The 13963-nt window shown below is 69.6% G+C and carries 13 protein-coding genes and 1 riboswitch; of the genes, 5 read left to right on the forward strand and 8 right to left on the reverse strand.

Translation table 11 applies throughout. From position 1 onward, the window contains the following. The 6 genes from ACTMTU_RS27030 to ACTMTU_RS27055 all read right to left on the reverse strand — a co-directional run bounded on the left by ACTMTU_RS27030 (position 1) and on the right by ACTMTU_RS27055 (position 7041). The gene (locus tag ACTMTU_RS27030; RefSeq protein ID WP_441266153.1) at positions 1-954 is read right to left on the reverse strand and encodes an ABC transporter permease; all 954 of its coding nucleotides are present in this window, start codon (positions 952-954) and stop codon (positions 1-3) included. 10 nt (positions 955-964) lie between these two features. Continuing rightward, entirely contained in the window at positions 965-1966 is a 1002-nt protein-coding gene (locus ACTMTU_RS27035; RefSeq protein WP_441266056.1) for an ABC transporter permease, read from the reverse strand. Between the two features lie 86 nt (positions 1967-2052). Next, a complete protein-coding gene (locus tag ACTMTU_RS27040) occupies positions 2053-3723 on the reverse strand; it encodes an ABC transporter substrate-binding protein (protein ID WP_441266057.1) in 1671 nt (556 codons plus the stop codon). Positions 3724-3934: 211 nt separating this feature from the next. Then, entirely contained in the window at positions 3935-4726 is a 792-nt protein-coding gene (locus ACTMTU_RS27045) for an enhanced serine sensitivity protein SseB C-terminal domain-containing protein (RefSeq protein ID WP_441266058.1), read from the reverse strand. 134 nt (positions 4727-4860) lie between these two features. Further along, positions 4861-5610, reverse strand: coding sequence for an enhanced serine sensitivity protein SseB (locus tag ACTMTU_RS27050; RefSeq protein WP_441266059.1), 750 nt, complete (start codon positions 5608-5610; stop codon positions 4861-4863). Between the two features lie 807 nt (positions 5611-6417). Continuing rightward, positions 6418-7041 carry an AAA family ATPase gene (locus ACTMTU_RS27055; protein ID WP_441266154.1) on the reverse strand — a complete coding sequence of 208 codons (624 nt, stop codon included), beginning with the start codon at positions 7039-7041 and terminating at the stop codon, positions 6418-6420. A 206-nt stretch (positions 7042-7247) separates the two neighbouring features. Beyond that, a riboswitch (glycine riboswitch) is annotated at positions 7248-7344 on the forward strand. A 148-nt stretch (positions 7345-7492) separates the two neighbouring features. On the opposite strand from ACTMTU_RS27055, the gene gcvT reads away from it, so the two are divergent. The 4 genes from gcvT to ACTMTU_RS27075 all read left to right on the forward strand — a co-directional run bounded on the left by gcvT (position 7493) and on the right by ACTMTU_RS27075 (position 11924). Then, positions 7493-8608 carry a glycine cleavage system aminomethyltransferase GcvT gene (gene gcvT, locus ACTMTU_RS27060; protein ID WP_441266060.1) on the forward strand — a complete coding sequence of 372 codons (1116 nt, stop codon included), beginning with the start codon at positions 7493-7495 and terminating at the stop codon, positions 8606-8608. A gap of 79 nt (positions 8609-8687) precedes the next feature. Further along, on the forward strand, positions 8688-9062 hold the full coding sequence (gene gcvH, locus ACTMTU_RS27065; RefSeq protein WP_159686883.1) for a glycine cleavage system protein GcvH: 375 nt from the start codon (positions 8688-8690) through the stop codon (positions 9060-9062). A gap of 22 nt (positions 9063-9084) precedes the next feature. Continuing rightward, a complete protein-coding gene (glyA, locus tag ACTMTU_RS27070; protein WP_441266061.1) occupies positions 9085-10344 on the forward strand; it encodes a serine hydroxymethyltransferase in 1260 nt (419 codons plus the stop codon). Positions 10345-10538: 194 nt separating this feature from the next. Then, the gene (locus tag ACTMTU_RS27075) at positions 10539-11924 is read left to right on the forward strand and encodes an L-serine ammonia-lyase (protein WP_441266062.1); all 1386 of its coding nucleotides are present in this window, start codon (positions 10539-10541) and stop codon (positions 11922-11924) included. Positions 11925-11993: 69 nt separating this feature from the next. Here the strand turns inward: ACTMTU_RS27075 and ACTMTU_RS27080 are convergent, their stop codons facing one another. Beyond that, the gene (locus tag ACTMTU_RS27080) at positions 11994-12209 is read right to left on the reverse strand and encodes an EF-hand domain-containing protein (RefSeq protein ID WP_005311639.1); all 216 of its coding nucleotides are present in this window, start codon (positions 12207-12209) and stop codon (positions 11994-11996) included. Between the two features lie 102 nt (positions 12210-12311). Between ACTMTU_RS27080 and ACTMTU_RS27085 the strand changes: the two genes are divergently transcribed. Further along, complete coding sequence (locus ACTMTU_RS27085; protein ID WP_441266063.1) at positions 12312-12950, forward strand: GNAT family N-acetyltransferase; 639 nt, start codon at positions 12312-12314, stop codon at positions 12948-12950. 58 nt (positions 12951-13008) lie between these two features. On the opposite strand, the gene ACTMTU_RS27090 is transcribed toward ACTMTU_RS27085, so the two are convergent. After that, complete coding sequence (locus ACTMTU_RS27090) at positions 13009-13632, reverse strand: ADP-ribosyltransferase (protein WP_441266064.1); 624 nt, start codon at positions 13630-13632, stop codon at positions 13009-13011. Positions 13633-13963 lie beyond the last annotated feature (331 nt).

Raw genomic sequence — 13963 nt, forward strand, 5'->3', positions numbered from 1 at the left:
TCAGCCTCGCAGCTTCGGGTCGAGGGCTTCGCGCGTGGCCTCGCCGAGCAGGGTGAAGCCGAGGGCGGTGATGATGATGCCGATGGCGGGGTAGGCCGCCATCATGGGCTCGTTGTCGAAGAACCGTTCGGCCTGGGCGAGCATGACGCCCCACTCCGGGATCGCCGGATCCGGGTTGCCGAGGCCCAGGTAGGACAGGGCCGCGGCCTCGATGATCGCGGTGGCGAGGCTGAGCGTCGCCTGGACGATCACCGGGCTGAGCGAGTTCGGCAGGATCTGCGTGAAGACGATCCGCTTCTTCCTGATGCCGAGCGCCTTCGCCGCGAGTACGTAGTCGGAGCTGCCCTGCACCAGCATCGAACCGCGCAGCAGCCGCGCGAAGATCGGGATCTGCACGACGCCGACCGCGATCATCACGGTGGTCAGCGACTGCCCCATCACCGCGGCGATGGAGACCGCCAGCAGCAGCGACGGCAGCGACAGCATGATGTCGGTGAAGCGCATGATCACCGTGTCGACGCGCTCGCCGGCCCTGCCGCCGAGCGTCGCGGCCGCCCCGGAGAGCACACCGATGAGGGCGCCGACGATCAGACCGATCAGCATCGACACGACGCCGACCATCAGGGTCTGCCGGGCTCCGACCAGGATCCGGGAGAACATGTCGCGGCCCAGGTGGTCGAGGCCGAACCAGTTCCCGTCGCGCGCGCCGACGAATTCGCCCCTGTTGGCGAAGACTTCGCCCCGCCACGTCTGGGCGGACGGGCTGTGCGGAGCGATCCACGGTCCGATGATCGAGAGGATCACGAACAACGCGATGATGACGCCGCCGATGATCGCCATCTTGCTGGACCGCAGCCGCCGCATGGCCTCGCGCCACAGGCTGGCGCCGCTGGTGGTCTCGGAGGTCTGCATCAGCTCGGCGAGCCGATCGATCTTGTCGGCCTTCTTCGTCATGGTCGTCACGTCAGTGCACCCGCACTCTCGGGTCGATGATGCTGTACGCGAGGTCGACCAGCAGGTTGATGAGGACGTACACCATCGCGATAAAGAGGATGAACCCGACGAGCACCGGGTAGTCGCGGGCGTCGATCGAGGTGCGGATGAAGGAGCCGATGCCTCCGAAGGTGAAGACCGACTCGGTGAGCACCGCGCCCGAGAGGAGGCTTCCGGTGAGCAGACCCACGGCGGTGACCACAGGAAGCAGCGCATTACGCAGCACGTGACGGCCGCGAACAACGCGCTTCTCCAGGCCCTTGGACTCCGCGGTGCGGACGTAGTCCTCGCCGAGGACCTCCAGGACGCTGGCCCGCGTCATCCGCACGATCACGGCGAGCGGGATGGAGGCCAGCGCGATCGCGGGCAGGATCAGATGCTTGATCGCCGCCCAGCTGGCGTCGAGTTCACCCGTCAACAGGCCGTCCAGCACCGCGAATCCGGTGACCTCGGTGGCGTCGAGACCGCTCGGGAGTCGACCGAAGGTCGGCAGGCCGAGCGGCTCGGCCAGCACGCCCTTGAGCAGCTGCGCCAGGAAGAACACCGGAATACAGATGCCGACCAGCGATCCGGACACGGAGGCCACGTCCAGCCAGCCGCCGCGGCGCTTGGCCGCCAGGTAGCCGAGCGGGATTCCGACAACGATGGCAAGGAGGATCGCGGCGATGCTGAGTTCCACCGTTGCCGGGAAACGCGTCGTGAACTCGTCCAACACCGGTTGACCGGTCTGGACGGACGTGCCGAGGTCGCCCTCGAAGATGCGCTTGAGGAAGCGCCAGTACTGGACGTAGACGGGCTGGTCGAGCCCGAGGGCCCGGTTGATACGCGCCACTTCGGCTTCGGTCGCCCGCTCGCCCAGGATCGCTGAGGCGGGTCCGCCGGGCAGCCGGTTCAGCCAGAGGAAGAGCAGAACCGACAGGCCGAGCAGGGTGGGTATGAGCTGTAGCAGTCTTCGTACGACGAGTCGCAGCACCCCGCATGCCCCTTTCTTACGTGCGTCGATGCGGGTCCGCCCGGCCACCGAGGTTCTGTGGCCGGGCGGACCCGCTGGGGTTTCGATTACTTGAAGGAGACCTCGGCGAAGTTCTCCTGCGTCAGCGGGGAGACCTTCGGCGGGTTGACGTTCTTGGCGAAGGCGATCGCCGGCGGGGAGGCCGAGATCGGGACGCCGGGGACGTACTCCATGATCGTCTCGTTGGCCTTCTTGTAGGCCTCGACGCGACCCGCGGGGTCGGTGACCTTCGAGGCGGCGTTCACCGCGTCGAAGACCTTCTTGTCGTTGAAGCCCCACTGCTTGTCGGGCCCGGCGAACCAGGTGCCGATGAAGTTGTAGCCGTCGTTGAAGTCACCGGTCCAGCCGAGCATGTGCAGGGCGCAGGAGCCGGCCTCGGTGGCGTCCAGGTAGTCCGGGGCCCACTTCATGGCCTTCGGGGTGACCGTGATGCCGGCCTTCTCCAGGTCGGCCTTCATGCGCTCGAACATGTCCTGCGGCGCCGGCATGTAGGGGCGGGTGACCTCGGTCGGGTAGCAGAACTCGATCTTGAGCTTCTCCTCACCGGCCTTCTTGAGGAGCTCCTTGGCCTTGTTGGTGTCGAACGGGTAGGTCTTCACCTTGTCCGAGAAACCGGCCACCGTGTCGGGCATGAACTGGGACGCGGCCTTGCCGCCCTCGGGCAGCTGCGTCTTGACGATGCCCTCGCGGTCGATGGCGTGCGAAATGGCCTGCCGGACCTCGAGCTTCTTCAGCGCGGGGTTCTTCGACTGCGTCATACCGACGTAGAAGATGTTGAAGACGTCACGGGTCGGGACCTCGTAACCCTCCTTCTCCAGCGTCTTCACATCGGCCGGAGCGACCAGGTCGTAACCGTCGATGTCACCGGCCTGCAGCGCCTGCCGGCGGCCGGCCTCGGTGTCGATCGTGCGGAAGACCAGGTTCTTGACCTTGGCCTTCTCGCCCCAGTAGTCGTCGAAGCGCTCAAGGGTGACTTCCTTGTTGCCCTTGTTCCACTTCGTGATCTTGTACGGGCCGGTGCCGGCGACCGTGCCGGCCTCCTGGCTGTACTTGGGGTACGTGATCGCGTCGCCCTTGGCGGTCGCGTCCTGCTTCGCGTACTCCTTGATGGCCTTCGGCGAGTGGATCGCCAGCGCCTGGAGGGAGAAGCCGCCGGGCAGGTTCGCCGAGGGCTCGTTGACCTCGATGACCGCCGTGTTCTCGTCCTTAGCCGTGCAGGACTTGTAGTTCGGCTTGGGGGCTTCCTTGTCCTCGTTCTTGGCGAAGCCACCCATGATGGTCTGCCAGTAGTAGGAGACCGCGCTCGACTGGTAGGTGCCCTTCCAGTTGAACCAGTGGTCGTAGTTCGCGCAGACCGCGGCGGCGTTGAACGCCTCTCCGTCGTGGAACTTCACACCCTTGCGCAGGTTGAACGTCCACACCTTGCCGGCCGGGTCGCTGGACCACTTCTCGGCGAGACCGCCGACGAGCTTGCTGCCGCCGGACTCGTGCTCGAGCAGGGCCTCGAAGGCCTGACGGGTGACCCGGAAGGTCTCACCGTCGCTCGCGAGCGCAGGGTCGAGGGAGCCGGGGTCACCGGCGCCGGCGAACACGAACGTGTCCTTGTCGCCCCCCTTGTCACCGTCCTTGCCCCGCTCGCTGGCGCAGCCGGTGGCGATCAGGCCGACGGCCACCGCCGCCGTGATCGCCCGGACAGCTCCGGACTTGAATATTCGCATGGGTCCACCCCGAGGTTCCGCCGTGGGAGAGGTCTTGACGGCCGAACACTACAGACGGGAGACACCTGGGAGAACAGTCCGGATAGCGGTGATACCTACTCGAGACCCGGACACTCAACAAACCGGGCAGATACGGGACATCCCCGCCAGACGATTTAACACCCTTGACATCCGGCGGAGTTCGTTCCCGTCATTTCCGCAGCGGCCCAGCTCAGCGGGTGTGCGGCGGAGGATATCCGTACCCGCCGCCGGCGGCCGGGGCCCCCGCGTGGGCGTCGCGGTCGTAGAAGGGGCGGGCATTGACGCGCATCCACATGGTGACCGGGTCGTACTCGTCGGACATGGCCACGGTCGACACCGGCAGGCCGTCCGGCACGGCGGCCACCGACTGCCGCATCATCACCCGCACCGTCTCGACCGACTGCGGGCCGGTGTCGTAGAGATCCAGGCCGATGGCCAGGTACGCGGGCCCCACCGCGGGCTGCACCCAGGCACGCCGCAGCGAGCGGACGGCGGGGGTACGGTGGGCGTTCTGCGTGAGCAGGGCGTAGAACTGCGGGATCTCGATCGCCGGGTCCGACAGCCGCAGCGGTCCCGCCGGCATCCGGTCCAGACCCGTGGCGATACGGCGCAGATCCAGCCACGGCACGCCGACACCGCCGCCGGGCGCGTGCGGGTTCAGCCAGATGCCCCAGCGGTCCGGGTAGAGGGCGCGGGCGATGTCCCGGCCGGTGGTGACCTCGTGCGCACGGTTCCAGCCGGAGACGGCCAGCTCCTGGGGGGAGGTGACGCACGGGGCGTAACAGACGCCGTCGATCTCCATGTTGCCGTACTGGGCGTCGGGCGAGCCGGGCCGGCCGTGCCACAGCAGCATCCAGATCCGGCCGCCCGCGGGGTCGGCGAGGGCGTGCAGCAGCGCCTCGTACGCGTCGTAGCGGCCGGGAGTCACCTGGCGCAGCATGTGCTCGACCTGCCCGGCCGCCGCGGTGCCTGACGCACTCACCCTGTTCCGCCCCTCGTTCGGTCCCACCGTTCCGCACAGCCTCTGTCAGGCTGGTCAGGCCATCAAACCAGCTTAATCGGCCCTCCTGGCAAAGACTTGACCACAGGGTCTCTCTTTCGTGTCAGGCCCGAGCCCTACGCGTGCTGTCGTTGATAGAAGGGGCGCACCCGCTCGAGCATCCAGTCGGCCACCGGATCCTGCGCGACGTCGAGAAGCACCAGGTTGACCGGCCACGGCGGCTGGACCCGGCCCATGGCCCGGCCGAGGGCGTCCATGGGGGCGTTGCGCTCGACGCCCTCCCATGACGAGAGCTGCACACCGATGAAGAGTGTCGGCGCGTCGCCCTCGATGGAGGCGAGCGCGCGGCGGCCCGTCAGCACGACGCCGACGGCCTCGAACTCGCCTGCCGCGGCGGCGAGGAAGTCGACCGGCTCCTCCTGCCAGTCCGGCTCGAAGAGCCGCACCCGGCCGCCGGAGGCCGGACCCTCGAGCGGCGTCCGCCCCACCCGGCACAGTTCGGCGACCGCGGCGGGCGGCAACGGGGCGCCCACGGCGCCGCCCGGATTCACGGCGATACCGAGCTGCGGGGGCAGCCCGCGGGCGAATTCCCTGGCGGGCGCGACGGTGAACGGCATATGGGCACCGACGCACTGGAGGAACTGCTGTTCCGAACTGAAGACGGGGACATAAGCGGCGCCGTCGATCTCCATGGTCGGCAGATCGAGGTCGCGGCTCTCCTGGTTGCCGCCGTTGGGCAGCGGGACCCATATCGGGCTGCGGCCGAGCACCTCTACGAGGCGGCCGCCGGCCGCGGGGTTGCCGAGGGAGGCGGCGAGCACCTCCTCGAGCTCGTTGCCGGGCCAGCCGGTGCGGGGTATGTCCATGCGGTGTCCTTCGTGCGGGCCCCAGCGGTGGGCGGTGCGTGGTCGTGCGCGACGACCCTAGCGTCGGGGGCGTGGCCGCTGCGCGGAGCGTTTCCCCGCCCCTTCCCGCTGTACCGATGTGCGGCTCCGCCGCGTGGGGGCTCCGCCCGCCCCCGCCACCGCGCTCCGCGCGGTGCTTGCGGGGGCTCCTCGCCCTACGCCTGGCGGCGTGGGGGGACCCCCACCGCCCCCCCCCCCGCGTCTCGAACGCCGGCGAGGCTGGATTTGCCTCGGTCCGGCGGAGGCCTGAGCCGCCTGCGAAGGCTCGGGCCGCCGCAGGCGGGTCCGGAACCTGGCAGGCGAAGAGCTCAGCCGCGGCAGGCACGGCTGCAAATTCCATCAGCGGAGTCCGAGCCCGGCGCGGCCGACGCAGGCCGGCGCCGCCGACGGGCAGGAGCCGCCGACCAGGCCGGGAACACCCCATCGGCCGAGTCCGAGCCCGGCGCGGCCGACGCAGGCGTGTGCTGCCGACCCGGCAAGCACCGCCGATCAAGCCGCGAACACCCCATCGGCCGAGCCCCAGCCCGGCGCAGCCGACGCACGCCGGCGCCACCGACCACACAAGCGCCGCCGGCCAGGCTGATTTCGTGGAGCGAAATCAGCCGTCCGGGCGTACCTCGCACGGCCGGCGGGCGGTGCGAGGAGATGGAGGACGCGGCGCGGGCGCGCGGTGCGGGCCTCCGGGGCTTGGCCGCGACGGAGCCGTGCATCGGTACGGGCGGGGGCGGGGAGGGAGCAGGGCTCGCGCAGCGGTCGTGGAGGCGGTCGTTATCCGAAGCCCAGCCGCCCCAGCGTCCCCGCCGCCTCGCGGTCCAGCAGGACCGCCGAGGCGCAGCCGCCCGGCAGGCGGCCCGCCTCCGCGTCGGTGACCAGGCGGGAGACGGCCCGGCGGTGGCGGGCGAAGGCGTAGCCCGAGACGCCGCGGCCCCGCTCGCGCTGGCCCGCCCGCGCGACCTGGGGTGTCACGTCCAGCAGCACCAGGTGGAGGGACGTGCCGCGCCGCCGTGTCTCACGGGCGAGCCAGCGCCGCACCCACGCCTGTGTGCCGCAGTCGTGCACGACGACGCTCGCGCCGGAGCGTAGGGCACGCCGCAGTCCGGCGTAGTGGGCGAGCCGCACCAGCGGGCGGTAGACCGCGTACGGCAGGAAGCGGGGCGCACGGGCGTCCCAGCGGTCCCGCGTGTCCTGCGAGTCGATGCCGAGGCCGCTCGCCGCGCGCCGGATCAGCGTGGACTTGCCGCTGCCAGGGAGGCCGGAGACGACCACCACGTCACCGGCGGCGAAGATCAGGCTGTGCGGGCTGCGCCCGGCCCGCTGCCGCAGGTCGCGCAGGACGGGCAGGGCGGGCAGGGCGGGCGTGGCCGCTCCGGCCCGGGACGGGACGGCGGACATGCCCGGTGGCGCGGGCACCCCCGTGGTCGTGGCGTAGGCACCGGTCGGCTGCAACGTCGTCCCCTCCCCGTGTCGGGTCATCCCACACCCTTGCCCATGAAGTGTAAAGAATTGGTAATGCGGCTCAAGTGTTTTCAGGGCGGCCTCACGCTCCACTCTTCCCCGATGCGTGCAATGATGTGCGCGCAAACTCCATACCGGCCGCTTGAATCCACGCGGGAGAGTCCCTGCCACCTCTGTGGCGGGCGCCGAAGGAGCAAGTTCCTCCCTTGAATCTCTCAGGCCCCGTACCGCGTGTGATGAGGCAGATCTGAAAAGCGAGCCGCATTCGAGTGGCTCCACCCAAGGTGCAAGTCACGACTACCCGTACGCGTAGTCGGGGCGAACCTCTCAGGTTCCGATGACAGATGGGGAGGATTGTCCTCGCAGCCATGCCCTGGGAGCCACACCTATGAGCAACGCCCCCCGTCTGACCGCACTCGACGCCCTGCACAGGTCGCTGGGCGCGACCATGACCGATTTCGCAGGCTGGGACATGCCCCTGCGGTACGGCAGCGAGCGTGACGAGCACAACGCCGTCCGCACCAAGGCCGGGCTGTTCGACCTGTCCCACATGGGTGAGATCACCGTCACCGGTCCGCAGGCCGTCGACCTGCTGAACTACGCGCTGGTCGGCAACATCGGCACCGTCGGCCTCGGCCGCGCCCGCTACACGATGATCTGCCAGGAGGACGGCGGCATCCTCGACGACCTGATCGTCTACCGCCTCGGCGAGGACGAGTACATGGTCGTCGCCAACGCCGGCAACGCCCAGATCGTGCTCGACGCCCTCACCGGGCGCGCCCAGGGCTTCGACGCCACCGTCCGTGACGACCGTGACGCGTACGCGCTGATCGCGGTCCAGGGCCCGGAGTCCCCCGGCATCCTGAAGTCCCTGACCGACGCGGACCTGGACGGCCTGAAGTACTACGCGGGCCTGCCGGGCACCGTGGCCGGCGTCCCGGCGCTGATCGCCCGCACCGGCTACACCGGCGAGGACGGCTTCGAGCTGTTCGTCGAGCCGCAGCACGCCGAGAAGCTCTGGCAGGCGCTGACCGACGCGGGCGCGCCCGCCGGTCTGATCCCGTGCGGCCTGTCCTGCCGTGACACGCTGCGCCTGGAGGCGGGCATGCCGCTGTACGGGCACGAGCTGACCACGGCGCTCACCCCGTTCGACGCGGGCCTCGGCCGGGTGGTGAAGTTCGAGAAGGAGGGCGACTTCGTCGGCCGTGAGGCGCTCACGGCCGCCGCGGAGCGTGCCGAGTCCGCGCCGCCGCGCAAGCTCGTCGGGCTGATCGCGGAGGGCCGCCGGGTCCCCCGTGCCGGTATGTCGGTGGTGGCGGACGGCACAGTGATCGGCGAGGTCACCTCGGGCGCCCCGAGCCCCACCCTCGGCAAGCCGATCGCCATGGCCTACGTGGACGCGGCCCACGCCGCGCCGGGCGCTCCGGGGGTCGGCGTCGACATCCGGGGCACCCACGAGCCGTACGAGGTCGTGGCGCTGCCGTTCTACAAGCGCCAGAAGTGATCCTCGGGGTGCCGGAAGTGATCGTCCGCACCCTCTCCCCGTTCACCAGCACTCCCCCGCGTACAGGAGAATTCAGGTCATGAGCAACCCCCAGCAGCTGCGCTACAGCAAGGAGCACGAGTGGCTGTCGGCCGCCGAGGACGGCGTGTCGACGGTCGGCATCACGGAGCACGCGGCCAACGCGCTCGGCGACGTGGTGTACGTCCAGCTCCCCGAGGTCGGTGACACGGTGACCGCGGGCGAGACCTGCGGCGAGCTGGAGTCCACCAAGTCGGTCAGCGACCTGTACTCCCCGGTCAGCGGTGAGGTCACCGAGGCCAACGAGGACGTCGTCAACGACCCGTCCCTGGTGAACTCCGCCCCGTTCGAGGGCGGTTGGCTCTTCAAGGTACGCGTCAGCGAGGAGCCGAAGGACCTGCTCTCCGCGGACGAGTACACCGATTTCGCCGGCTGACCAAAACCTTAGGGACCGAGTGATGTCGCTTCTCAACACCCCTCTCCACGAGCTGGACCCGGATGTCGCCGCCGCTGTCGACGCCGAGCTCCACCGTCAGCAGTCCACCCTCGAGATGATCGCCTCGGAGAACTTCGCTCCGGTCGCGGTCATGGAGGCACAGGGCTCCGTCCTCACGAACAAGTACGCCGAGGGCTACCCGGGCCGCCGCTACTACGGCGGCTGCGAGCACGTCGACGTGGTCGAGCAGATCGCCATCGACCGCATCAAGGCGCTGTTCGGCGCCGAGCACGCCAATGTGCAGCCCCACTCGGGCGCGCAGGCGAACGCGGCCGCGATGTTCGCGCTGCTGAAGCCGGGCGACACGATCATGGGCCTGAACCTGGCCCACGGCGGTCACCTGACCCACGGCATGAAGATCAACTTCTCCGGCAAGCTCTACAACGTGGTCGCCTACCACGTGGACGACGCCACCGGTCAGGTCGACATGGCCGAGGTCGAGCGCCTCGCCAAGGAGTCCAAGCCGAAGCTGATCGTCGCCGGCTGGTCCGCGTACCCGCGCCAGCTGGACTTCGCGGCCTTCCGGAGGATCGCCGACGAGGTCGGCGCCTACCTGATGGTCGACATGGCGCACTTCGCCGGCCTGGTAGCCGCGGGTCTGCACCCCAACCCGGTGCCGCACGCCCACGTCGTCACCACGACCACACACAAGACCCTCGGCGGTCCGCGCGGCGGCGTGATCCTCTCCACCGCCGAGCTCGCCAAGAAGATCAACTCCGCGGTCTTCCCCGGCCAGCAGGGCGGCCCGCTGGAGCACGTCATCGCGGCGAAGGCGGTCTCCTTCAAGGTCGCCGCCTCCGAGGAGTTCAAGGAGCGCCAGCAGCGCACGCTGGACGGCGCCCGCATCCTCGCCGAGCGTCTGGTCCAGGCCGACGTGACCGAGCACGGCGTCTCCGTCCTGTCCGGCGGCACGGACGTGCACCTGGTCCTGGTGGACCTGCGCAACTCCGAGCTGGACGGTCAGCAGGCCGAGGACCGTCTCCACGAGGTGGGCATCACGGTCAACCGCAACGCCATCCCGAACGACCCGCGGCCGCCGATGGTCACCTCGGGTCTGCGGATCGGCACCCCGGCGCTGGCCACCCGCGGCTTCCAGGACGAGGACTTCCGCGAGGTCGCGGACATCATCGCCGAGGCCCTGAAGCCGTCGTACGACGTGCCGGCGCTGCGCGCCCGCGTCACGGCCCTGGCCGCGAAGCACCCGCTCTATCCTGGTCTGTGACGGATCTCCCGTAACGGACCCGAACAAAACAAAAGGGGCACCGCGCACACTGGACCGTGCGCGCGGTGCCCCGCACCACGTAAGCACCACGCACACGCAATGCCTCCGCGCCCAACGCCACCCGTACACGAGGCGCTGCGCGCCGCTGCACTACACGGCAGACAACGGCGTCTACCACCCACAAGGAGTTTCCCGTGGCCATCTCGGTCTTCGACCTGTTCTCGATCGGCATCGGCCCGTCCAGCTCCCACACGGTGGGCCCGATGCGCGCCGCCCGGATGTTCGCCCGGCGCCTGAAGAACGAGGGCCTGCTCGCCCACACGACGGCGATACGGGCCGAGCTGTACGGCTCGCTGGGCGCGACCGGGCACGGCCACGGCACTCCCAAGGCCGTCCTGCTGGGCCTGGAGGGCAACTCTCCCCGGACGGTCGACGTCGAGAGCGCCGACGAGCAGGTCGAGCGGATCAAGGCGGACGGGCGGATCAACCTGCTCGGCGCGCACGAGATCGACTTCGACTTCGACGAGGACCTCGTCCTGCACCGCCGCAAGGCCCTGCCGTACCACGCCAACGGCATGACGGTCCTCGCCCGCGACGCCGAGGGCACGACGCTGCTGGAGAAGACGTACTACTCGGTCGGCGGCGGGTTCGTCGTCGACGAGACCGTGCTTTCTCAGGAGGGGGCGGCGGGCGACAACCCGATCGTCCCCGACGACACCGTCCTGAAGTACCCCTTCCGTACCGGTGACGAGCTACTGCGTCTCACCAAGGAGACCGGTCTGTCGATCTCCGCGCTGATGCTGGAGAACGAGAAGGCCTGGCGCACCGAGGACGAGATCCGGGAGGGGCTCCTGGAGATCTGGCGGGTCATGCAGGCGTGCGTCTCGCGCGGCATGTCCCGCGAGGGCATCCTGCCGGGCGGTCTCAAGGTCCGCCGACGGGCCGCCACCACGGCCCGCAAGCTGCGCTCCGAGGGCGACCCGCAGGCTCTCGCCATGGAGTGGATCACGCTCTACGCCATGGCCGTGAACGAGGAGAACGCGGCCGGCGGCCGGGTCGTCACCGCCCCCACGAACGGCGCCGCGGGCATCATCCCGGCGGTCCTGCACTACTACATGAACTTCGTGCCCGGCGCCGACGAGAAGGGCGTCGTCGACTTCCTGCTCGCCGCGGGCGCGATCGGCATGCTCTTCAAGGAGAACGCCTCGATCTCGGGCGCGGAGGTCGGCTGCCAGGGCGAGGTCGGCTCCGCCTGCTCGATGGCCGCGGGCGCGCTCGCCGAGGTGCTCGGCGGCTCCCCGGAGCAGGTCGAGAACGCCGCGGAGATCGGCATGGAGCACAACCTGGGCCTCACTTGCGACCCCGTCGGCGGCCTCGTCCAGATCCCGTGCATCGAGCGCAACGGCATGGCGGCGGTCAAGGCGGTCACAGCCGCGAAGATGGCGATGCGGGGCGACGGCAGCCACAAGGTCTCCCTGGACAAGGTCATCAAGACGATGAAGGAGACCGGCGCCGACATGTCGGTCAAGTACAAGGAGACCGCCCGCGGCGGTCTCGCGGTGAACATCATCGAATGCTGACCGCAGCCCTTTCGGGCATGGGAAGGCCCCCGGCGCCGCGCCGGGGGCCTTCCCATGTCCCGTGCGGGATCAGGCCTTGTTCAGGTGGGCCCAGAACTCGTCGAACGACAGGAGCTTGTCCTTGTCGGTGTCCTGTGCGGCGATCACGGCCTCGGCCACCGACTCGGTGACGTTCCAGTCACCCATCTGAGCCATGGCCGTCTTGTACTCGGCCGCAGTGATGAAGCCGTCGCCGTCCGCGTCGTAACGGTCGAACGCCTTGCGTGCTGACTCGATGTCCGCCACCGGTCCACCCCTTCTTGGTGCATTACTGACGGGGGTCAGATTATCGGCCCGCGTCGTCGATCATGGAGGCGAGGCCTGTACCCACGAACGGGGAGAGATGCGATGAGCGACGAACTGGGGCGGATACTCGCCGCCGCGGCGCAGGGGCGGTTCCCGCCCTCGGACGGCGGTGTGACGGTGGTGGACAGGCCCGGTGCACGCGACGAGGGCGTGGTGGCCTTCACCGCGCACTCGGTCGTCTTCACGGCCGAGGACCCGGAGTGGATACGGGCCGAACTGGCCGCCACCGCCTCGGACCGGCTGGCCGCCACCATGAACCCTGGTTTCCTGGCCGCCCTGATGCGGCGCACCGGCCGGTCCATGGACACCATCGACCTGGTGACGGTCGCGGAGGCGCTGCCAGGGGATCCCGGTGTCGAACTGCGCGAGATCCAGGACCGCGAGCATCCCCGGGTGGTCGGCGCCCTCAAGCGCCGCGACGAGGTACGGGTGTGGGCGGCAGACGGTGGAGTGCTCGTCCTGGGCCGGGGGCTGGCGGGCCGCTGGGAAGTGTCCGTCGAGGTCGACGAGGAGGCGCGCGGCAGGGGCATCGGTCCCCGACTCGCCGTCGCCGCCCGGCATCTGGTGCCCGGGCCCGTGTTGTGGTCCCAGCAATCGCCCGGCAACGCACGCAGTGTGCGCGCGTTCCAGCGGGCGGGGTTCCGGCCGGTCGGCTCCGAGGCGCTGCTCGCGGCGCGGTGACGACGCGGGAACGCCGCCCCGGGCCGGTCGGGCCCGGGGCGGCGTTCTTCCGTTCAGGTCACAGGCGCCAGGGCAGGTAGTTCGGGTTGTCCCGGCACTCGCTCATGATCTCGCGCCTGGTCTCCTTGTCGACGGGACAGGCGCCGACGATGAAGTCCCGGTTGATGCCGCCGGGGAAAGCCACCTCGACCTGTTCCGCCCACCGGTGGGTGTCACCGATGGTCTCGTTGACGTCGATGCCGCCGGGGGCGTCGATGTAGTAGTTCCAGGCGCTCTTCCACTGCTTGTAGAGGTCGTGGTCGTAGGTCGTCGAGACGAACGGCGACGGCTGATTGACGAGGACGTACTTCTCGATGTCGTACTGCCCGGTCTGCGGCGCCTTCGGGTGGAAGCCCTGCTCGAAGATGACCTCGGGGCCGCGTCCGTCGGCCCGGTACAGCTGCTTGCAGTTGGTGCGGAACGACGGCCTCGGCGTGATCTTGTCGATGTCCACGCTGCGGTCGGCGGCGGCGTGGAGCGGGTCGTCGACGACCGGGCAGGTGGCGGCCGCGGCGGCGGCAGGGGCTGCGGCCGGTGCCGCGGGGACGGTGCCTGCGGCGGTTCCTGCCGCCGCGGGGACGAGGGTGGCGGCCAGGGCCATAGTGAGCACGGCGGCCCGGCGCCGCGAGCGAGTGGTGATCATGGGGACACCATCCCGGTGCGACGGCACCGGGCCGCGCATCGTCACCCGCAGGTGGGCGAGTTGCTCAACGTGGGTCCCCGGACCGCACCGGTGTGACCGAGGGCGTACCGGCCGGGCTGCGGGGGGACGACGGATCCATGCGGACCGCTACCGACGAGATGCACGCCTACCGCTTCCCCGAGACCGAAGAAACAAACCCCGGTAGGGATATTTATGCATGGAATGCCAGGTGAGTGCGCGAACTCACCTACGATCCCTTGACGACATCTCCCATTGGATACCTTTTGCCCGCTTATAGGATTTTGGAGATGAGGAGTCCGTCTGTCATAGT

Source organism: Streptomyces sp. OZ13, from assembly GCF_052068155.1.
Taxonomy (GTDB): Bacteria; Actinomycetota; Actinomycetes; order Streptomycetales; family Streptomycetaceae; genus Streptomyces.

Bases quoted from the DNA above. Each gene is read 5' to 3' on its own strand.
- ACTMTU_RS27050 (WP_441266059.1), bottom strand. From the start codon at position 5,610: ATGGACATACCCCGCACCGGCTGGCCCGGCAACGAGCTCGAGGAGGTG.
- gcvH (WP_159686883.1), top strand. From the start codon at position 8,688: ATGAGCAACCCCCAGCAGCTGCGCTACAGCAAGGAGCACGAGTGGCTG.
- glyA (WP_441266061.1), top strand. From the start codon at position 9,085: ATGTCGCTTCTCAACACCCCTCTCCACGAGCTGGACCCGGATGTCGCC.
- ACTMTU_RS27030 (WP_441266153.1), bottom strand. From the start codon at position 954: ATGACGAAGAAGGCCGACAAGATCGATCGGCTCGCCGAGCTGATGCAG.
- gcvT (WP_441266060.1), top strand. From the start codon at position 7,493: ATGAGCAACGCCCCCCGTCTGACCGCACTCGACGCCCTGCACAGGTCG.
- ACTMTU_RS27040 (WP_441266057.1), bottom strand. From the start codon at position 3,723: ATGCGAATATTCAAGTCCGGAGCTGTCCGGGCGATCACGGCGGCGGTG.
- ACTMTU_RS27085 (WP_441266063.1), top strand. From the start codon at position 12,312: ATGAGCGACGAACTGGGGCGGATACTCGCCGCCGCGGCGCAGGGGCGG.
- ACTMTU_RS27055 (WP_441266154.1), bottom strand. From the start codon at position 7,041: ATGTCCGCCGTCCCGTCCCGGGCCGGAGCGGCCACGCCCGCCCTGCCC.
- ACTMTU_RS27090 (WP_441266064.1), bottom strand. From the start codon at position 13,632: ATGATCACCACTCGCTCGCGGCGCCGGGCCGCCGTGCTCACTATGGCC.